Annotated in this window: 20 protein-coding genes and 1 pseudogene; 3 read left to right on the top strand and 18 right to left on the bottom strand. The window is 55.2% G+C overall.

Features of this window, described 5'->3' with window-relative positions; translation table 11 throughout:
- Nucleotides 1-11: 11 nt before the first annotated feature.
- Nucleotides 12-1,496, bottom strand: a complete 1,485-nt coding sequence (locus C8N36_RS10700; protein WP_097803799.1) for an AMP nucleosidase — start codon at nt 1,494-1,496, stop codon at nt 12-14.
- A 143-nt stretch (nt 1,497-1,639) separates the two neighbouring features.
- Between C8N36_RS10700 and C8N36_RS10695 the strand changes: the two genes are divergently transcribed.
- Entirely contained in the window at nt 1,640-2,395 is a 756-nt protein-coding gene (locus C8N36_RS10695) for a class II aldolase and adducin N-terminal domain-containing protein (protein WP_097803543.1), read from the top strand.
- On the opposite strand, the gene C8N36_RS10690 is transcribed toward C8N36_RS10695, so the two are convergent.
- The 6 genes from C8N36_RS10690 to paaA form a co-directional block, all read right to left on the bottom strand.
- Nucleotides 2,392-2,868: a transglycosylase SLT domain-containing protein gene (locus C8N36_RS10690; RefSeq protein WP_097803544.1), complete on the bottom strand. Its 477-nt coding sequence runs from the start codon at nt 2,866-2,868 to the stop codon at nt 2,392-2,394. The genes C8N36_RS10695 and C8N36_RS10690 overlap by 4 nt on opposite strands.
- A gap of 77 nt (nt 2,869-2,945) precedes the next feature.
- A complete protein-coding gene (locus tag C8N36_RS10685; protein ID WP_097803545.1) occupies nt 2,946-3,989 on the bottom strand; it encodes a 2Fe-2S iron-sulfur cluster-binding protein in 1,044 nt (347 codons plus the stop codon).
- A gap of 10 nt (nt 3,990-3,999) precedes the next feature.
- The gene (gene paaD, locus C8N36_RS10680) at nt 4,000-4,488 is read right to left on the bottom strand and encodes a 1,2-phenylacetyl-CoA epoxidase subunit PaaD (protein WP_245910782.1); all 489 of its coding nucleotides are present in this window, start codon (nt 4,486-4,488) and stop codon (nt 4,000-4,002) included.
- On the bottom strand, nt 4,485-5,219 hold the full coding sequence (gene paaC / locus C8N36_RS10675; RefSeq protein ID WP_097803547.1) for a 1,2-phenylacetyl-CoA epoxidase subunit PaaC: 735 nt from the start codon (nt 5,217-5,219) through the stop codon (nt 4,485-4,487). The genes paaD and paaC overlap by 4 nt, the downstream gene beginning before the upstream one ends.
- Nucleotides 5,219-5,503, bottom strand: coding sequence for a 1,2-phenylacetyl-CoA epoxidase subunit PaaB (paaB, locus tag C8N36_RS10670; protein ID WP_097803548.1), 285 nt, complete (start codon nt 5,501-5,503; stop codon nt 5,219-5,221). Before paaB ends, paaC begins: the two co-directional genes overlap by 1 nt.
- Before the next feature lie 95 nt (nt 5,504-5,598).
- Nucleotides 5,599-6,582, bottom strand: coding sequence for a 1,2-phenylacetyl-CoA epoxidase subunit PaaA (paaA, locus tag C8N36_RS10665; RefSeq protein WP_097803549.1), 984 nt, complete (start codon nt 6,580-6,582; stop codon nt 5,599-5,601).
- A 108-nt stretch (nt 6,583-6,690) separates the two neighbouring features.
- Between paaA and C8N36_RS10660 the strand changes: the two genes are divergently transcribed.
- Complete coding sequence (locus tag C8N36_RS10660; protein ID WP_097803550.1) at nt 6,691-7,548, top strand: SDR family oxidoreductase; 858 nt, start codon at nt 6,691-6,693, stop codon at nt 7,546-7,548.
- Nucleotide 7,549: 1 nt separating this feature from the next.
- Here the strand turns inward: C8N36_RS10660 and dxs are convergent, their stop codons facing one another.
- From dxs to C8N36_RS10630, 6 genes are read right to left on the bottom strand one after another with little or no spacing between them, the layout of a single operon-like run.
- Nucleotides 7,550-9,475, bottom strand: coding sequence for a 1-deoxy-D-xylulose-5-phosphate synthase (gene dxs, locus C8N36_RS10655; RefSeq protein ID WP_097803551.1), 1,926 nt, complete (start codon nt 9,473-9,475; stop codon nt 7,550-7,552).
- Between the two features lie 17 nt (nt 9,476-9,492).
- Complete coding sequence (locus C8N36_RS10650) at nt 9,493-10,365, bottom strand: polyprenyl synthetase family protein (protein ID WP_097803552.1); 873 nt, start codon at nt 10,363-10,365, stop codon at nt 9,493-9,495.
- Nucleotides 10,366-10,371: 6 nt separating this feature from the next.
- Entirely contained in the window at nt 10,372-10,617 is a 246-nt protein-coding gene (locus C8N36_RS10645) for an exodeoxyribonuclease VII small subunit (RefSeq protein WP_097803553.1), read from the bottom strand.
- Nucleotides 10,614-11,540 carry a histone deacetylase family protein gene (locus C8N36_RS10640; RefSeq protein WP_097803554.1) on the bottom strand — a complete coding sequence of 309 codons (927 nt, stop codon included), beginning with the start codon at nt 11,538-11,540 and terminating at the stop codon, nt 10,614-10,616. The genes C8N36_RS10645 and C8N36_RS10640 overlap by 4 nt, the downstream gene beginning before the upstream one ends.
- Before the next feature lie 38 nt (nt 11,541-11,578).
- Nucleotides 11,579-12,280, bottom strand: coding sequence for a response regulator (locus C8N36_RS10635; protein ID WP_097803555.1), 702 nt, complete (start codon nt 12,278-12,280; stop codon nt 11,579-11,581).
- Complete coding sequence (locus tag C8N36_RS10630) at nt 12,277-12,780, bottom strand: MarR family winged helix-turn-helix transcriptional regulator (RefSeq protein WP_097803556.1); 504 nt, start codon at nt 12,778-12,780, stop codon at nt 12,277-12,279. The genes C8N36_RS10635 and C8N36_RS10630 overlap by 4 nt, the downstream gene beginning before the upstream one ends.
- 156 nt (nt 12,781-12,936) lie before the next feature.
- Here C8N36_RS10630 and C8N36_RS10625 point away from each other — a divergent pair, with 156 nt between their 5' ends.
- Entirely contained in the window at nt 12,937-13,809 is an 873-nt protein-coding gene (locus C8N36_RS10625; RefSeq protein WP_097803557.1) for a branched-chain amino acid aminotransferase, read from the top strand.
- A gap of 67 nt (nt 13,810-13,876) precedes the next feature.
- On the opposite strand, the gene C8N36_RS10620 is transcribed toward C8N36_RS10625, so the two are convergent.
- The 5 genes and pseudogenes from C8N36_RS10620 to C8N36_RS10600 form a co-directional block, all read right to left on the bottom strand.
- The gene (locus C8N36_RS10620) at nt 13,877-15,121 is read right to left on the bottom strand and encodes a PAS domain S-box protein (protein WP_097803558.1); all 1,245 of its coding nucleotides are present in this window, start codon (nt 15,119-15,121) and stop codon (nt 13,877-13,879) included.
- A 128-nt stretch (nt 15,122-15,249) separates the two neighbouring features.
- Nucleotides 15,250-16,095, bottom strand: a pseudogene (locus C8N36_RS10615) (ABC transporter permease); the annotation flags it as partial.
- 14 nt (nt 16,096-16,109) lie between these two features.
- Entirely contained in the window at nt 16,110-17,381 is a 1,272-nt protein-coding gene (locus C8N36_RS10610) for an ABC transporter permease (RefSeq protein ID WP_097803560.1), read from the bottom strand.
- Nucleotides 17,378-17,668, bottom strand: coding sequence for a DUF1330 domain-containing protein (locus C8N36_RS10605; RefSeq protein ID WP_097803561.1), 291 nt, complete (start codon nt 17,666-17,668; stop codon nt 17,378-17,380). Before C8N36_RS10605 ends, C8N36_RS10610 begins: the two co-directional genes overlap by 4 nt.
- Before the next feature lie 94 nt (nt 17,669-17,762).
- Complete coding sequence (locus tag C8N36_RS10600) at nt 17,763-18,869, bottom strand: extracellular solute-binding protein (protein ID WP_097803562.1); 1,107 nt, start codon at nt 18,867-18,869, stop codon at nt 17,763-17,765.
- Nucleotides 18,870-18,925 lie beyond the last annotated feature (56 nt).

Below are 18,925 nucleotides of genomic sequence, written 5' to 3'. Positions count from 1 at the left end.
TTTCCCCAGCGTCAAAGAAACGCCGTCTCTTCAAAACTACGCAACTTCCGGCTGTGGATGCGTTCAAGTGGCATCTCGCGCAGTTTTTCCATCGCGCGAATCCCTATCATGAGATGACGCGCCACCTGCGTTTTATAAAAATCAGACGCCATACCGGGCAATTTCAGCTCCCCGTGCAAAGGCTTGTCAGACACACAAAGCAAGGTTCCATAAGGCACCCGAAAGCGGAAACCGTTGGCTGCAATCGTTGCGCTTTCCATATCAAGGGCAATCGCTCTGGATTGGCTTAGCCGCTGTACCGGTCCGCTGTGTTCTCGCAATTCCCAATTGCGGTTGTCCACGGTCGCCACGGTTCCGGTCCGCATCACCCGTTTTAGGTCATACCCTTCCAGCCGCGTCTCTTGTGCCACAGCTTCTTCCAACGCAATCTGGATTTCCGCCAATGCAGGGATCGGCACCCAGACCGGCAGATCGTCGTCCAGCACTTTGTCCTCGCGCAAATAGGCATGTGCCAAGACAAAATCTCCAAGACTTTGGGAATTGCGCAGCCCCGCGCAATGCCCGACCATCAACCATGCATGGGGTCGCAGCACCGCAATATGATCTGTGGCGGTTTTGGCGTTTGACGGCCCGACACCAATATTGACCAAAGTAATCCCGCCGCCGCCTTCTCTCTTCAAATGATAAGTGGGCATCTGAGGCATACGCGGCGCATCGGGCAACGCCTGATCAGCCGCTGTAATCTCGGCGTTTCCGGTACTTACAAAACTGGTGTAGCCGCTGGCCGGATCTGCCAATTGTTCGCGCGCATAGGCTTCGAATTCGGATACATAAAACTGGTAGTTGGTGAACAGGACATGGTTCTGGAAATGCTCCGGATCTGTCGCCGTATAGTGCGCCAAACGGGCCAGTGAATAGTCCACGCGCTGCGCAGTAAACGGGGCTAAGGGCGCAGGATCACCGGGCGCAGAAACTGCGACACCGTTAACAATGTCATCATTGGTTGTTTCCAAATCTGGCACGTCGAAAACGTCGCGCAAAACAAAGGCCCCTGCCCCTTCTTGCGGCACGTTGATATCGGGAAAATTGGCCACAGCGAAATGAACCGGCATCGGCGTATCCGATATGCTGATTTGAACTTTGACGCCGTGGTTGTGGAACAAAAGCCCGATTTGTTGTTCAAGATAATGCCGGAACATCCGGGGCCGCGTCACTGTTGCGGCGTAACAGCCCGGCGAGGTCACATGGCCAAAGCTGAGCCGGCTATCGACCTTGGCAAAGCTGGTCGTGGTGATCCGGATTTCAGGATAATAGGCCCGATAGCGCACGCCCGGATGGCCCTGTGCCATGGCGGACATAAAATGATCACGCAAAAAGACAGACGCAGAATCGTAGAGTTCAACCAAGCGATCAACTGCGGCACTTGGATCCTCAAAGCTTTCGGCCATCGGGGCCTGAGGAGAGACGATTTGAAGTTCTGCGGCTTTATCCTGCATGTTTTTTCCTTTTGTTTTTAATTGACCGAACCTGACAGGTTGCCGCGGCAGGATCAAGCCAATCCAGCCATGTGATACATGAAGGTTTGACAACAGTCCGAGGGGCGCGTTCAAATTGGGCACACTCAAAACCGGAGACCACCATGACCTCTTGGCACCAAGCCGCGAATATCGAACACTGGCCCGAACGGGTTGATATGGCCGCCGCCTTTCGCTGGACCGAGCGGCTCAACATGCACGAGGGTGTTGCCAACCATTTCAGCCTTGCAATTGACGATTCCGGCACCCGTTTTTTAATGAACCCGAACCAGATGCATTTCGCGCGCGTTCGCGCCTCGGATCTGATTGTCGTTGATGCCAATGATCCCGAAACGCTCAACGGTCCGAACGCGCCAGATCCAACGGCCTGGGGGTTGCACGGCGGCATTCATCGCCACTGCCCGCACGCGCGCTGCGCCATGCATGTGCATTCGATTCACGCGACTGTTTTGGCCTGCCTCAAGGACAAGCGCCTGCCGCCAATTGACCAAAATTGCGCAACCTTCTTTGATCGCGTTGTGATCGATGAACACTATGGCGGCTTGGCATTCGAAGAGGAAGGCGAAAGGTGCGCGGGCTTGCTCACCGATCCCAAACAAAAGGTCATGATCATGGGCAATCACGGGGTTATGGTGATTGGCGCAACCGTGGCAGAAACATTCAATCGGCTGTATTATTTTGAACGCGCAGCGGAAACCTATATCCGTGCTTTGCAAACCGGTGCCGAATTGGCGGTCCTTAGCGATGAGATCGCCGAGAAAACCGCCCGCGAATTGGAAGAATACCCCGAACAGGACACCCGCCATCTGGCCGAATTGAAGGCCATTTTGGACAGCGAGGACAGCAACTACGCAACTTAGCCGGGGCGTAGGCCTGTTTCGACCAACAGGTTTTGGCGCTTGGCCTCATAATAATAGCCTCTGGCGTACCACTTGATGGCGGCATCCGGGTCGCCATCGGCCAGTAAATATGCGCCTTTCAGATACTTAAGCGCAAATTCCAGATTGGCCTCTGCATCCAACAATCCTTCGGGAGATCCTTTGTACCCCATCGAACGGGCGGTCGCCGGCAAGATTTGAAACAACCCGTAATACGGGCCGTTTCGGGCCCATGGGCGATGCGTGCTTTCACGAATCGCAAGCCTGTGCACCAAACTGCGCGGCAATTCGTAGTGATCGGCCCACCTATTGATCTGCGCCCTCAATTCGGGCGTTTCATTGGGATAGAGGGGCGGGTCAAACGCTTTTGGCTGCGGTTCAACCGCAGGCTTAGGCGATATATTGGCACATCCCGCGACAGCGCAGGCACCAAGAATGAAGGAACGACGATACATGGCCCCATGTTTAGGCCATGTATCTTGCTCTCGCAGCCAGCAAATTTTCGCTGGGCCATTGTCTGCCGACAAGATGGTCAGGCGGCGTCGAAGTCCAAAACCAGCTTTTCCGACGTGGGTCGCGCCTGACAAGCGAGGGTAAAGCCTGCGTCCAGCTCCCACGGTTCAAGCGAATAATTGGTGGCCATTTCAGCCGCGCCTTCGACCACTTTGCAGCGGCAAGTACAGCACATCCCGCCTTTGCAGGAAAACGGCAGTTCCAATCCCTGACGCGCCGCTGCCGCAACAACGTCATCATCTTGCGCTTCGACTTGGAAAGACCGGCGTGCGCCATCCAAGACAACCTCGACTGTGACACCTGCTTCAGCTGCCGCCGCGGCGGCGGCGGAACGCTCGGGTCGCGGGCCTTCCTCGGTGTAAAACAATTCGAAGTGGACTTTGTCTTTGGGCACCATCGGGGCGATGGCCGCCGTAACATCTTCGATCATTCCGCCCGGACCGCATAGGAACACGGCCTCGGTACCGGCCAAGTCAACCGCGCCCGCATTGGCCAAAGCAACAACTTTCTCACCCGTGATGCGCCCGTTCAACAGTGCCACATCCTGTGGTTCGCGGCTCAGGACGTGGATCAGGGTGAACCGATCCACATAGCGATCCTTTAAATCGTCCAAAGCATCACGGAACATAATCGTCCCGCTATCGCGGTTCCCGTAGATCAAGGCAACCTCTGCCCCCTGCTCCAACGCTTGCGCAGCGATGGAAACCATGGGCGTGATGCCAGATCCGGCAGCAATCAGAATAACCCGGGCCTCGCCCTTGTAGGTGAAACGGCCTTCGGGCGGCATTACCTGCAACGTATCACCGGGTTTCAGCCCTTGAGCAAAGCTGGAAAACACACCGCCTTCGACTTGTTTGATTCCAACCGTCAGCGGCGCACCGGGGGCCGATGCAATGGAATAACTGCGGCGGGTGTCATTGCCTTCGACCTCTGCGCGCAGTGTCAAATACTGGCCGGGGGTAAAGCCGAACGCCTCTTGGTCCGCGCCCGAAACTTCGAAAGACATCGCAACAGCGCCGACACCTTCTGGGCGAATGGCGGAAATAGTCAGTTCATGAAACATGCATCTCTCCTCAGATACATTTGAAATAGTCGAATGGCTCTGCGCAGGCTTTGCATTGGTAATGCGCCTTGCAGGCCGTCGATCCGAATTCGCTGATCCGTTGCGTGTTGTCGCTGCCGCAACGGGGACAGACAACCTCAGGACAACCGAACAACGCAGCCTTGCCCATGCCGGTTTGCGGCGGGGCGATGCCAAAGGCACGCAGCTTGTCGCGGCCGACTTCGGTGATCCAATCCGTGGTCCACGCGGGGGATAGAACCCGTTCGATCCGTGCCTCAAACCCTGCATCGCGCAAGGCGGTCTCGATCGCCAGCTCAATCGCCAAGGTGGCCGGACAGCCCGAATAAGTTGGCGTGACCTGCGCCACAGCAATCCCATTCACCAGTTGTACTTTGCGCAAGATGCCCAATTCGGCCACCGTGACACAGGGCACCTCAGGGTCTGGTACGGCTGCTGCGGCGTCCCATGCCGCCTCCTTGGTTCCCGCCTCCGCGATCACCAGACTGCGCCTGGATGTTCGCGGTGCAAGACCTGCATTTCTGCCAACATATGCCCCAAGGCTTCGCCGTGAATGCCGCTACGTCCTCCAGTCTGGGGAAAGGCGTCCTTAGGCACTTCCAAGCCCGCCTGCGCAAACACAGCGGACACGGTTGCGTCCCAAACAGGCCGAACAGCCGCCCGAGATGGCAAGGCATCCACCCCCTCTGCTGCACCCTCCTCGAACAGCTCAGCAGTATAAGGGTGCAGGTCCAAAACAGCGTCGCGCATCCGCTCCGCACTTTGCTCTGTCCCGTCGCCCAAGCGGACAACCCATTCACCCGCATGGCGAATGTGATACGCCATCTCTTTGACAGCTTTGCCGGCAACACCCGCAATCACCGGATCACTGCTGCCCAATGCGGATTGCCAATACGGCTCCATAAAGGCGGCGAAATAAAACTGGCGCAACATGGTGACAGCGAAATCACCGTTTTCACGCTCAACCAACAGGCAATTGCGATAATCGCGTTCGCCGCGAAGATAGGCCAAGGCGTCTTCGTCCCGGCCAGAGCCTTCCAACTTGCCCGCATGGTCATACAAAACGCGGGCCGAACCGATCAAATCCAACGCCATATTCGGCATGGCCAGATCTTCTTCTAACATTGGCGCATGGCCGCACCATTCTGACAACCGGTGCCCCAACACAAGATGATCATCGGCCAGCTCTAACACCGCATCAAAAAGTGCCATTACATGTGCCCCACTTCTTCGGGAATGTCGTAGAAAGTCGGGTGGCGGTAGATTTTGTCACCGGTTGGTTCAAAGTTTTCTTCGGATTGATCCGGATCACTGGCGACAATCTGCGATGAGCGCACGACCCAAATCGACGTTCCTTCACTGCGCCGCGTATAGACATCGCGGGCGGCATTCAGGGCCAATACCTCATCCGCCGCATGCAATGACCCCACATGCTTGTGGCTAAGGCCGTTGCGCGGACGAATGAATACTTCCCAAAGTGGCGTCTCGTTTGCCATGATCTTTGTCCTCTTCCCAAATTCTATACTGTCAAGCTACGGGATGGCGGGTGGGGCGTCGTGCTTGCACGCGCGTCCGCCCTGCCAATCCCGATTTACTCAGCGGCTTGTTTGCGCGCTTCGCGTTTCTCGGCATGGGCCAATGCGGCCTCACGCACCCACGCGCCATCATCCCAGGCCTTTTTCCGTGCCTTGATCCGGTCACGGTTCATCACACCGTGGCCTTTGACCACGCGCCAGAACTCATCCCAATCAATTTCACCATGATCATATCCGCCCTTTTCAGCGTTCCATTTCAGATCTGGATCGGGCAGCGTCAGCCCCAAAAACTCCGCCTGCGGAACCGTCGCATCGATAAATTTCTGACGTAGGGCATCGTTGGAAAACCGCTTGATCTTCCATTCCATAGATTGCTCCGAATGGGCGCTGTCCGCGTCGTGCGGGCCAAACATCATCAGCGACGGCCACCACCAACGGTTCAATGCATCTTGCACCATTTCGCGCTGCGCATCCGTGCCGCGCGCCAAAAACATAACGATCTCATAGCCCTGACGCTGGTGAAAGCTCTCTTCCTTGCACACACGAATCATAGCCCGTGCATAGGGCCCATAGGAACACCGGCACAGCGGGATCTGGTTCATGATCGCAGCACCGTCAACCAGCCAGCCGACGATCCCCATATCCGCCCAACTCAACGTCGGGTAATTGAAAATCGACGAATATTTGGCTTTGCCGCTCAGCAACTCCTCGGTCATTTCTTCCCGGCTTACACCCAGTGTTTCGGCCGCCGAATACAGATAGAGCCCATGACCGCCCTCATCTTGAACCTTCGCCAGTAGCGCGGCCTTGCGTCGCAGCGAAGGTGCGCGGGTGATCCAGTTGCCTTCAGGCAGCATGCCGACAATTTCGGAATGTGCGTGCTGGCCGATCTGGCGCACCAAAGTCCGCCGATACCCTTCCGGCATATCATCGTTGGGTTCAATTTTCTCTTCCGCATCAATGCGTTTCTGGAATGCATCCAGAAAGTCCTGTGTCTCTTCGGTGCGTCCATCGGCACCGATCAATCCCTGGGAGTACATGCGCCTCTCCTCCAAAAGCCTCGGATCAAACATATGTTACGAAAACTCATTCTGAAAGAGTTTTTTGTAACACTTGCAACGAAATCTCTTTCGCGCCACCTATGTACAATGACCAAAACACTTTTTTCCTTGGGCCACGGCTACACAGCCAGCGCCCTTGCCCGCCGCATGATCCCGCAAGGCTGGCGTGTGATCGGCACAATCCGCGACGAAGCCAAAACTGATTCTTTGCGTGCACAAGGCGTAGAGCCGGTATTATGGGAACCTGAAGCACTGGCCAAAGCCCTGACCCAAGCCAGTCATCTTTTGATTTCGGCTGGCGCGAATGATGACGGTGATCCAACGTTGAACGCAATTGGCCCGCAGATCATGGCGCGTGCCGCGGCGCTCGACTGGGTTGGCTATCTTTCAACCACTGGCGTTTACGGAGACCACGATGGCGCATGGGTGGATGAAACGGCCCCGCTGACACCGTCGACACATCGCGGTGAAATAAGAGTCGCGGCTGAAACCGCATGGCAAACTATCCCCAATCTGCCTTTGCATATTTTCCGGCTCGCTGGCATCTATGGACCCGGGCGCGGTCCGTTTGCCAAAGTCCGCGCGGGCACAGCCCAGCGGATTATCAAAACGGGGCAAGTGTTTTCACGCATTCATGTCGATGACATCGCCCAAATCCTCGCGGCGTCGATCGCCGCTCCATCCTCTGGCGCGGTCTACAATGTCTGCGACGATGTTCCGGCCCCACCGCAAGACGTGATCGCCTATGCCGCCCAGTTGCTGGATGTAGAATTGCCACCCGAGGTAGAATTCGAAACAGCCAAACTGTCCCCCATGGCGCGCAGTTTCTACGCTGAGAACAAGAAAGTTTCGAACACCCGCATCAAAGATGAGCTTGGGATCAAACTGATTTATCCAGACTACAAAACCGGTTTGGACGCCTTGCTAAAGGCCGAAACTGCTTAAGTTACGCGCGCTGGTCCAGCACCTGAACCCCGAGCACATCGAGCACTTTTGCTTCAATGTGCTGTGCATTCATCGCAGCAACATCATACATCGCCTTTGGGCTGGCTTGGTCGATAAACACATCAGGCAAAACCATAGACCGGTATTTCAAACCGCGATCAAACACTCCTTCATCTGCCAAAAGCTGCGCGACATGGCTGCCAAAGCCTCCGACTGCACCCTCTTCTATGGTGATCAAGGCCTCGTGCTCGCGGGCCAATTGCAAGATCATTCCCCGGTCCAGAGGTTTGGCAAAACGGGCATCGGCCACAGTCGGTTTGATACCCCGCGCTTCAAGCGCTTCACAGGCTTTTAGCGTCTCGCCAAGACGGGTTCCAAAGCTGAGCAGAGCAACACGCGCGCCTTCGCGGATCATTCGGCCCTTGCCGATTTCCAACACCTCGCCACGTTCGGGCATCTCGACGCCCTCACCTTCTCCGCGTGGATAACGAAAGGCAATCGGGCCATCGTCATGCACGGCGGCGGTGGCGATCATATGGCACAGCTCGGCTTCGTCTGCTGCGGCCATGACCACAAATCCCGGTAGGTTGGCCAGATAGGCCACGTCATATGAACCTGCGTGTGTCGCACCATCAGCTCCGACCAAGCCGGCGCGATCTATCGCAAACCGGACAGGCAGACGTTGAATTGCCACGTCATGTACAACCTGATCGTAGCCGCGCTGCAAAAAGGTCGAATACATTGCGCAAAAGGGTTTCATCCCGCCTGCGGCCAAGGCAGCACAAAACGTTACGCCGTGTTGTTCGGCAATACCGACATCAAAACACCGGCTGGGATAGCGTTCCGCAAACAGGTCAAGTCCGGTTCCGTCCGGCATTGCCGCCGTGATCGCGCAGATACGCGGATCATCGGCTGCTTGCTTGATCAGTTGTTCGGCAAAAACTTTGGTGTAGCTGGGCGCGTTTGAAGGGGCCTTGTGCTGCTTGCCCGACACCACATCGAATTTTGCACGGGCGTGGCCTTTGTCCGGTGCATGTTCAGCGTGGGCATAGCCCTTGCCCTTTTTGGTCACCACATGCAGCAAAATGGGCCCGGTGGCGCGGTCGTGCAAGGTCCGCAAAATCGGCAGCAGCTGGTCCATATCGTGGCCATCAATCGGACCGACATAGCTAAACCCCAGTTCTTCAAACAAGGTTCCACCCAGTGCCATGCCCTTAAGCATCTCTTTTGCGCGCTTTGCCCCTTCGCGGAAGGGTTCGGGCAGCAGGCTCACAGCCCCTTTTGCAGCGGCTTTGAAATCTTGCAATGGCGCTTCGGTATACAAGCGGTTGAGGTAAGAGGACAACGCGCCAGTGGGTTGGCCAATCGACATTTCATTGTCGTTGAGCACCACAAACATACGCTTTTTCAGATGACCGGCATTGTTCATCGCCTCAAACGCCATACCGCCAGTCATCGCGCCGTCGCCAATCACTGCAATCGCGTCGCCATGGCCCGTCGGACTATGGCCACCCAAATCAGCTGCAACCTTGAATCCCAAAGCCGCACTGATCGAGGTCGAGCTATGCGCCGCACCAAATGGGTCGTAAGGGCTTTCGGATCGCTTGGTGAACCCGGAAATCCCATCTTGTTGACGGATTGTGCCCATGCGTTCACGGCGCCCTGTCAGGATTTTATGCGGGTAACACTGATGGGATACATCCCAAATGATCTTGTCCTGCGGCGTGTCGAACACGGCATGCAGTGCAACAGTAAGCTCCACCACCCCAAGGCCCGCGCCCAAATGACCGCCTGTTTGAGAAACCGTCGAAATCGTTTCGGCACGCAATTCCTGCGCAAGTCGCGTCAATTCGGCATCGGAGAACAGCTTCAGATCGGCGGGCGATTGCACGCGGTCTAAAAGAGGGGTTTCTGGCCTATACGACATGGGGTTCTCCGGGGCAGTCAGCTACGTCGCGAGATAACGAAACGCGCCGCGTCTCGCAAGCAATCGGCACTTTCACCGTAAACAGATAGCGCATCACAGGCCCCGGACACCAGTTCATTTGCGCGGCGTTTCGCCCCGTCCAGACCAAGATGCGAGACAAAAGTCGCCTTGCCGCGCCCAGCATCTTTGCCGACAGCCTTGCCCATGGTTTCGGCATCACCTTCGACATCCAGAACATCATCCCAGATTTGAAAGGCCAGTCCAAGAGCGTCTCCGTAGGCTTTGAGCGCACCAATATCAGCGCCTGCCATGCGGGCACCAGCGCAGGCGGACCACGTAATCAGCGCTCCGGTTTTTCCCGCTTGCAGGTCAATAATTTCTTGTAAACTCAGGGGGGCGGGGGCAGTTTCCGCCGCAATATCAAGTGCCTGACCACCAACCATACCGGCTATGCCCGCAGCTTGAGACAAGCTAAGCACAAGATCAACTTTAGCGGGATCAGCGCATTCAGCCCCTGCCACCAATTCAAACGCCAAAGCCTGAAGAGCGTCACCAGCCAAAACGGCCGTCGCTTCATCCCATTTCACATGAACGGTCGGCAAACCGCGCCGCATCGCGTCGTCATCCATGCACGGCAGATCGTCGTGAACCAGACTATAGGTGTGCAAGCATTCGATAGCCGCAGCAACATCAATCGCCGCGGGTTGGGAAATCCCGTGCAGATGCGCCCCTTGCACAACCAAAAATCCACGCAGCCCCTTACCACCAACAGCAGCGTAGGACATCGCTTGCCGGATGGGGCCGGCACCTGCCTTAACCGACCGCGATATGCGAGCGTCAACAAGCACGCGATTTTGCGTCAGCGTGTCTTTGAAAGTTTCAGAACTCATATAGACTTAGCCAGCATCCAGCGGTTTGGTTCCAGCCGGATTTCCGTCGCCATCCAACGTGATTGCAGCCACTTTTTCTTCGGCGTCTTTCAACTTGGCTTCGCAATGGGCGCGCAGTTTTGCGCCTCGGTCATACAAGTCGATCGACGCTTCTAACGCCACATCTCCGCGTTCCAGCTGACCCACAACCTGTTCCAACTCGGCCATTGCCTGTTCGAATGTCATCGCTTCGATGGGTGTTGTTTCGCTCATTTGCCCGCCTCCAAAAGTTCTTCAACATGCGCCTTAGTCGACACCGCGAGCGCTTGCAAATCATACCCACCTTCCAGAGTCGAGACCACGCGCCCGCCGCAGGTTTCCGCAGCAATTTGGCAGAGCTTTGCAGTCAGCTTGCGAAAATCATCTGTGGTCCAGTTCAGCTGTGCCAATGGATCATCCTGATGCGCATCAAACCCCGCCGAAATGATCAAGAGTTCAGGTTCAAAATCCCGCAGTTTCGGAAAAACCCGGGCCTCGTAAGCCGCCCACATCTCTGCGCCGGTGCTTTCTGGTGGCAATGGGATGTTGATAATCTGACCATGTTTGCCCCGCTCGCTTTTGTCTCCGGTTCCGGGCCACAAGGGCATTTGCTGGCTGGTAACCACCAGCGCACGTTCATCGTCCCATAGCAAATCTTGTGTGCCATTGCCGTGATGAACATCGAAATCAACCACAGCCACACGGCTTAGCCCATGATGGTCCAGCGCATGTTTCGCCGCCACAGCCGCGTTTCCAAACAAACAAAAGCCCATCGGCGTTTGCGTTTCTGCATGATGTCCTGGCGGGCGAATGGCGCAAAACGCGTTCTGCACTTCACCGGAAAGCACCATATCGACCGCCTTCACCACCGCGCCTGCGGCACGATAGGCCGCCGTGACCGAGCCGGGCGACAGCCACGTGTCCGCATCAAGCTGGTGTTGTCCAGACTTGGGAACTGCCGATTTGATCCTGTCCAGATGCGCCTGCGGATGCACCCGCAAGATGGGCTCATCCTCTGCCAAGGGGGCCGACACACGCCGGAGATCCAAGCTGGCTAAGGCATGCAAGACATGTTCCAGACGGGCAACTTGCTCCGGGTGCCCCTCCGGAGTGACATGATCCAGACAATCGGCATGGCTAATCAATGCAGTCGTCATTTAGCGTCCTATGCAATGAAAAAGTGAGTCGGCCCGGATCAGTCCGGTGCCAACATATATCCCGCACCGCGCACAGTTTGCAGATAGCGTGGTTGTTTGGGATCGGATTCCAATTTGCGGCGCAGTCGGGTGATTTGAACATCAACGGCGCGTTCTTGCGCTTGCCCCTTGTCGCGGCCCAACTCTTCGACCAGATCAGACCGGCTGACCGGTTCGCCCGGACGGCCCGAGAAAATCCGCATCAATTGGCTTTCAGTGGCGGTCAGGCGGATCAACTCTTCGCCTCGCCACATCTCGCCTCTGTCAATATCGTACCGGATATCCCCGAGTGTGAGCAATTTGGGGGCCGCATCGTCCGTCCCAGCGTCCGGCATCCGGCGCAAAATCGCATTGATCCGCAAAAGCAGTTCTTTGGGCTCAAACGGTTTGGCGAGATAGTCATCCGCGCCCGCTTCCAATCCTTTGATCCGGTCATCGGTTTCGGCGCGCGCCGTTAACAGCAAAATTGGCGTTCCCGACGTTTCACGAATGCCGCGTGTCAGGCTGACGCCGTCTTCGCCTGGCATCATCACGTCCAAAACAATCAAATCAAAGTCCAACCCCGCCAAAATTCTTCTCGCATGCGCGGCGTCTCGGGCTGCGCTGACCAAAAAGCCATTTCGGATCAAGAACTTTTGCAGCAACGTGCGAATCCGCTCGTCGTCGTCAACAATCAATAAATGTGCATCAGGTTCGCTCATCCGCGGCCCTCCCTGAGGCGTTGATACTGCCTGCGCATCTCCGGGTCCATCATCGACTCGAGGACTTTTCTAAAACCTGCCACGGCTTCGGGGCCTGCTTGCTTGTAGGCAGCGCGCATTCGGGCGCGTTGGGCATTGGACAATTGACGTTCCAGCGTGTCCCCGGCTTCTGTGAGATGCAAGTGACGTTCGCGGCGGTCGTTGCGGCCGACTCGGCTTTCGACCAATCCATCTTCCACCATTGTCCGCAAAACACGGTTCAAAGATTGCTTCGTCACCCCAAGTGTATTGAGCAGATTATTCACCGTCGTGCCGGGGGCCGCGTGAATAAAGTGCAGCGCCCGGTGATGTGCACGGCCATAACTAAGCCCTGCCAAAATCCGGTCGGGATCAGCAGTAAACCCGCGATAAGCAAAGAACATTGCCTCGGCCCCTTGCCGAAGTTGCTCGTCAGTCAAAAAAAGCAGCGTCTCGCCGCTGCTACCTTGGGGATCTGTCATTTGGGCCTCACAGCTGCCATTCGCATTCAGTTTAAGTCAGCCTTGTTGACATTCCAAGGTGGAACTGGTAGCAAATCTCAGTTTTTGAGCAACTTTATGTCCGAAACGGACGCGGATTGCGCAATTTTCGTAAATTTGATCGCTAGGAGAGACGCGATGGCTGATGGAGCATATGACGACCGTGATGGTAAAATCTGGCTGGATGGCCAGCTGGTGGACTGGCGTGCGGCCAACGTCCATATCCTGACCCATGGCTTGCACTATGCCAGCTCGGTCTTTGAAGGAGAGCGCGCGTACAACGGAAAAATCTTCCTATCACGCGAACATTCAGAGCGTTTGCATTTTTCAGCCGGTGAGCTGGATTTCAAAATCCCCTTTTCGGTGGATGAAATCGAAGCCGCAAAAGCCGAAGTTTTGGCAGCCAATGGTTTGACCGACGCTTACGTTCGGGCCGTTGCCTGGCGCGGCGCAGGCGAAGACATGGGTGTCGCGTCTGCACGCAATCCGGTTCGCATTGCAATTGCGGCATGGGAATGGGGCAACTATTATGGCGACGCCAAATTCAAAGGTGCAAAGCTGGATATCGCCAAGTGGAAACGGCCCAGCCCGGAAACCATTCCGGTGCACGCAAAAGCTGCGGGTCTTTACATGATCTGCACGATTTCCAAACATGCGGCTGAGGCAAAAGGCTGTTCCGACGCATTGTTCATGGATTTCCGCGGCTATGTCGCCGAAGCAACCGGTGCCAACATATTTTTTGTGAAAGACGGCGAGGTGCATACCCCCAAGGCAGATGTCTTCTTGAACGGATTGACCCGCCAAACTGTCATCAAGATGCTCAAGGAAAAGCAGGTCACGGTTCACGAACGTCACATCATGCCCGAAGAGCTGGAAAGCTTTGAGCAGTGCTGGCTAACCGGCACCGCGGCGGAAGTTACGCCCGTAGGGCAAATTGGCGACTACACGTTTGAGGTTGGCGACCTGACAAAAGATATCGTTGCTAGCTATGAAAAACTGGTTCGCAGCTGACGACCTAGCGACATAGACTGATGATTAAAAAGGCAGGGGTTTCCCTGCCTTTTTATTGCCTGCTTGATTATATCAACGAGCGCAACATCGAGGTGTTGCCTTGGATGACCGAATTCAATTCGACAATCCGCGCCAAGCGTTGCTCAATCTCATTTTGGCACGCATCAAGTTGATCAACGATACCCGACAGCGCAGTGCCAGAGTTGGACAAAGACGCACTTTCGATTTTGCACATCATCCGCGTCGAACTTAGCCCCGTCACATAACGTTTCATGTCCAACACACTGCGGCCGAACCGTTTTGCTTCGTTTTCAACGCTACTCAACGCATCACCTGTTTGATCAAGGTACTTGGCCCGCATGCTATCCAAATTCTTGGCCTCTTCATCCAGATCAATGTTCTCCGGGTAGGTTCCACCTTGGCTTTTGAACAGCTCAATCATTTCTTGCTCAAGCGCCATAGCAAAACCCAAAAACTGCCCTTGCAAAATGGCTTCTCGGATGCGGGCAAAAACACATGCCTCACCATCTACAAACGTCGATACCCAAGCGGACATTTCCTCAAGCATTTGACTGTAGTTCACTGAAATGGCACTGATTGGACCACCTGCGTTTTCAAGCCGAGACGCGATGATCCGCATATTCATCGGGACCGTCCGAATAGCTTTGAACGCTTCGGTCATTTCAGTCGTTTCGGTTTGCACCTGCTCAATCGCGCGCGACATATCGGTGAAGCGTTTTTGCAACTGGTCCAATGGACGTCCAAGATTTCGGGACCGAGCTTCGTATTCTGCGGCAATTGCCGTGGCTTGAAATGCGGAATAATTCATGTATCCAAGCCCGATCAGCTTTTTGTGCATAAACTCTGCACTTGCCTTGGGCGACATACCTTTGTGTTCTTCGGCCAGCATCTCTTGATAAATGCCTGTGATCGTTTTCAAAAGCTCCGAGCTTGGCTTCATCCGCGTCGAAATATAACCATCGCTGGTTTTGGACACCAGAGCAAAGACCCAGTAGAACCGTCCATCCTTGCGCCGATTCTTTACATACGCACCAACTGTGTGCCCAGCCTTCAGCTGACCCCACATAAATTCAAACAGCCCTTTGGGCATGTCGGGATTGCGCACAATTTTGTGCGGAGCACCAAGCAATTCATCCCACTCAAAACCGGAGACGCGCTGGAAAATGTTGTTCCCCGATTGAATGACACCGCGATCATCCGTCCGCGAATAGAACAATTCGGACACCTGAAACAATGCCTCCGATGACGTGGCTTTTGCTTCGGCTGTGAATTGCGGGTTGAGTTCGGTCATTTGAATTTCCTCGGACGCGGGTTTCGGTCAACAATCCGCCCCAAGCCTTGAGAAAAAATGAAAGCCGCAGACCCATTCAAGGTTCCGCGGCTTACTATTTGTAGAAAATTTGATCGGAATTGAGCGAATTATCCCGGGCTCATCCCACGCAAACGCTCGGACCGGCGGCGCAGCAATTCAACCGTTGTCAGCAAACAAATCGAGATCGCCACAAGAATGGTCGCAACAGCCAAAATCGTCGGGCTAATCTGTTCGCGCAGGCCAATATACATCTGCCAAGGCAGAGTTTGTTGCTTGGCAGAGCCAACAAAAATAACCACCACAACTTCGTCGAACGACGTGATAAAGGCGAACAAACCGCCTGAAATCACACCGGGCAAAATCAACGGCATCTGAACCTTGAAAAAGGTGGTGACAGGATCCGCGCCCATATTCGCCGCGGCCCGCGTCAAAGAGCGGTCAAACCCCACCAACGTCGCCGTAACTGTAATGATCACAAAGGGAATTCCCAGCGCAGCATGCGCCAGAACAACCCCCAGATACGTCCCTTGCAAACCGATACGGCTGTAGAAGAAATACATGCCCGCCGCCGAAATAATCAGCGGTACAATCATCGGTGAAATCAAGATTGCCATGATCGCACGCCGAAACGGAACATGTGGTTGGCTCAGGCCGATCGCGGCCAAAGTTCCGAACCCGACAGACAAAATCGTCGCCATAGGCGCGATCTTGAGCGAGTTCCAAAGCGCGGACTGCCAATCGTCCGATGTGAAGAAATCTTCGTAGTGCTTCAGGCTGTAGCCCGCCGGATCAAACCGCAGCATTTCCGGCGTGAAGGTAAAGAAATCCTGCGCGTTGAAACTCAGTGGAATCACGATCAAGACCGGTGTGATCAAGAAAGCAAAGATCAGGCCACAAATCACCCGAAATGTATAATACCAAACCCGTTGGGGCATCGTGGCATAAGGAGGAATTCCGCTCATATCATTTACCCCAGTTTTACGTTGTCGATGCCGACGATCTTGTCATAGGCCCAGTAGAGAAGAAGCACGACCACCAGCAAGATTGCTCCAAGAGCAGCCGCAAGGCCCCAATTGAGCGAGCTTGATATGTGAAAGGCGATCCTGTTGGAAATAAAGGTGCCTTTGGTTCCACCGACCAGCGCCGGTGTGATGTAGTAACCAATCGCAAGAATGAACACGAGGATCGACCCCGCGCCAATCCCCGGCACAGATTGTGGGAAATACACCCGCCAAAAGGCCGTCCAGTTCGTTGCGCCCAGACTTTTGGCCGCCCGAAGATAGGTCGGGGGAATGGTCTGCATTACGGAATACATTGGCAAAATCATGAACGGCAGCAAGATATGGGTCATAGCAATCACCGTGCCGAACTGGTTGTTGATCATCACCAAACGCGCATCGTCAGCAACCAATCCGATCCATACCAAGACATCGTTGATCACACCTTGTTGTTGCAACATGACCTTCCATGCAGAGGTACGCACCAGAAGCGAAGTCCAAAATGGCAATAACACCAAGATCATAAGCATATTGGCCTTGCGCGTTGGAAGGTTCGCCAGCAGCCATGCAACAGGATACCCAAGCAAAACGCAGCTTAGGGTAATCATCAGTGACAGCTTAAGTGTGCGGCCAAACAGCAGCATATAAATACGTTCATTTTCAGGGCGCATCTCCGGCCCGTCGGGGCCGACTCTCATGTCAGCGGCATTCAGATAATACCCGCTGGTCAAAGGCGGAGAATACGTCTGAATAGTGCGCCAAACAGCGGTGTCACCCCAACCTTTGTGCAGTTCGATCAACTGGTCTTTCCACGGGCCATCGGCCGCCGGTTCCCACTTTTTGGCCGCCCGGCCTGATTTGCGGAACAGCGATGAAATACCGGGGTTTTCGTAGTTCAACCGGACACCGACTTTGGTGTGCGTTTTGGCCAAAGAGGCCTCATGCAAGTCTGCCGCCATAGCAGCATAGACAGGTTCGTCAGGCAGCTCTCCGGAATTGGCATCCCAATCCTTGAGCGCCACAACCGTGCGCGGCAGTGTTTCAGAGACAATGCCGTTTTTTACCGACCAATAAAGCATGTCGCCAACCGGCAAAATAAACGCCAAAAGGATGAACAAGAGCAGCGGAGCAATCAGCATCAACGCCCGCATCTTTTGACGACGCAGCGCCCGTCCCAGTGACTTTTTCAGCGGTGTTCCATCAGCGGCTAGCATGGGGCCTGTGTCTGCTACATCGCTCATTCTACACCCTCCACAACCAAAATCGTGCTTTGCGCCGTCCGATGGCGAATCTTAGCAACGTCTTGATATTCAGGGTCATTATAGGCTGTCAAAGCAGCTTCATAACTTGGGAATTCAATGACAACGTGGCGCGCATACGCCTCGCCCTCAACAATCTGGGACTGCCCGCCACGAATGATGAACGTGCCGCCCAACCGTTTCAGGATTGGTGTGTCTCGCTCAACATATTCTTTGTAAGCTTCGGGATCATTCACTGTTACGTGTCCGATAATGTAGCCCTTGGGCATGGCGCGCCTCCGTCTTCAGGGTTGTCCGGCGGGCACGGCCGCCGGACAATTAGATGTGTGGCAGGGACGATGCCCCCACCTCCTGTTTCACAGGTTAGCGTGCCAACCATGCCTGGAATTTTGCATCCAGATCGTCACGGTTGTCTGCCCACCATTCGTAGTCATAGATGTGAACGTTGGTCGCGTTTGCCGGATCGGTTGGCATATGCGGTGCCATGTCGATACCCAGATCGGCGTGTTTGCCAACCAAAGGTGCAGACGACTTACGCGCAGGACCGTAAGAAATGTAGGCGGCCTGATCTGCCAGACGCTGGGTGTCGGTGGCGAACTTCAGGAAGTCCATCGCACGCGCCTGGCGGTCTGCTGGCAAGTTGGCAGGAACGATCCAGCCATCAAGGTCAAAGGACTGCATGTCCCACAGCATACCAATCGGCTGGTTCTGCTCGGCAATCGCCGAGAACAGACGACCGTTGTAAGTCGACCCCATGACAACTTCGCCATCGGCCAGAAGCTGAGGTGTTTCCGCACCAGCAGTCCACCAAACAACTTGGTCTTTAATGGTGTCGAGTTTGGCCAGCGCCTGATCTACACCTTCGGGAGTGCCCAGCGTGTCGTAGATGGCCGATTTTTCGACGCCATCGCAGTACAAGGCCCATTCCATGTTGTCGATCGGACGCTTTTGCAGCGCGCGTTTGCCAGGATATGCATCCAGGTCAAAAATCGAGCAAACATCCGTAGGCGCAGTGTCACCAACGAGGTCGGTGCGATAGCCGAAGGTTGTCGAATAGACGATCTGTGGTGCGTAGCAGTCAGAAACCAACAGGTCGCCGAAATCTTCGCTGGCCGAGGTGCCATCAGGGGCGGCAGCCAGATCTGCATCTGCGTCCAGCTCAACTGCCAGACCTTCGTCGCACAAACGCATCGCATCGGAGGCTACAACGTCAACGAGATCCCAAGTCACGTTGCCGGTTTCGTCCATAGCGCGCAGTTTGGCGACCGCTTCGCTTGAGCTTTCGTCCCAAGTGACCGTCAAGCCGGGGTTAGCTTCAAGGTAAGGCTGAACATAGGCTTTGTCTTGGCTGGTCTGATAAGCGCCGCCCCATGACACAAGTGTCATTTCCATTGCCATGTCTTCAGCGACAGCAGCACCTGCAGCCACGGTCAATGCCGTCGTCGCCATAAGTGTCTTAGTGAGTTTCATTAGTTACTCCCGTAGTTGCCCGTTTGAGTGAGTGGAGGTGGAACACGGGCTACAGG

Source organism: Pelagimonas varians, from assembly GCF_003208435.1.
GTDB lineage: Bacteria > Pseudomonadota > Alphaproteobacteria > Rhodobacterales > Rhodobacteraceae > Pelagimonas > Pelagimonas varians.
The sequence above is the reverse complement of the archived record's forward strand: the minus strand, read 5'-3'. Positions and strand labels throughout refer to the sequence as shown.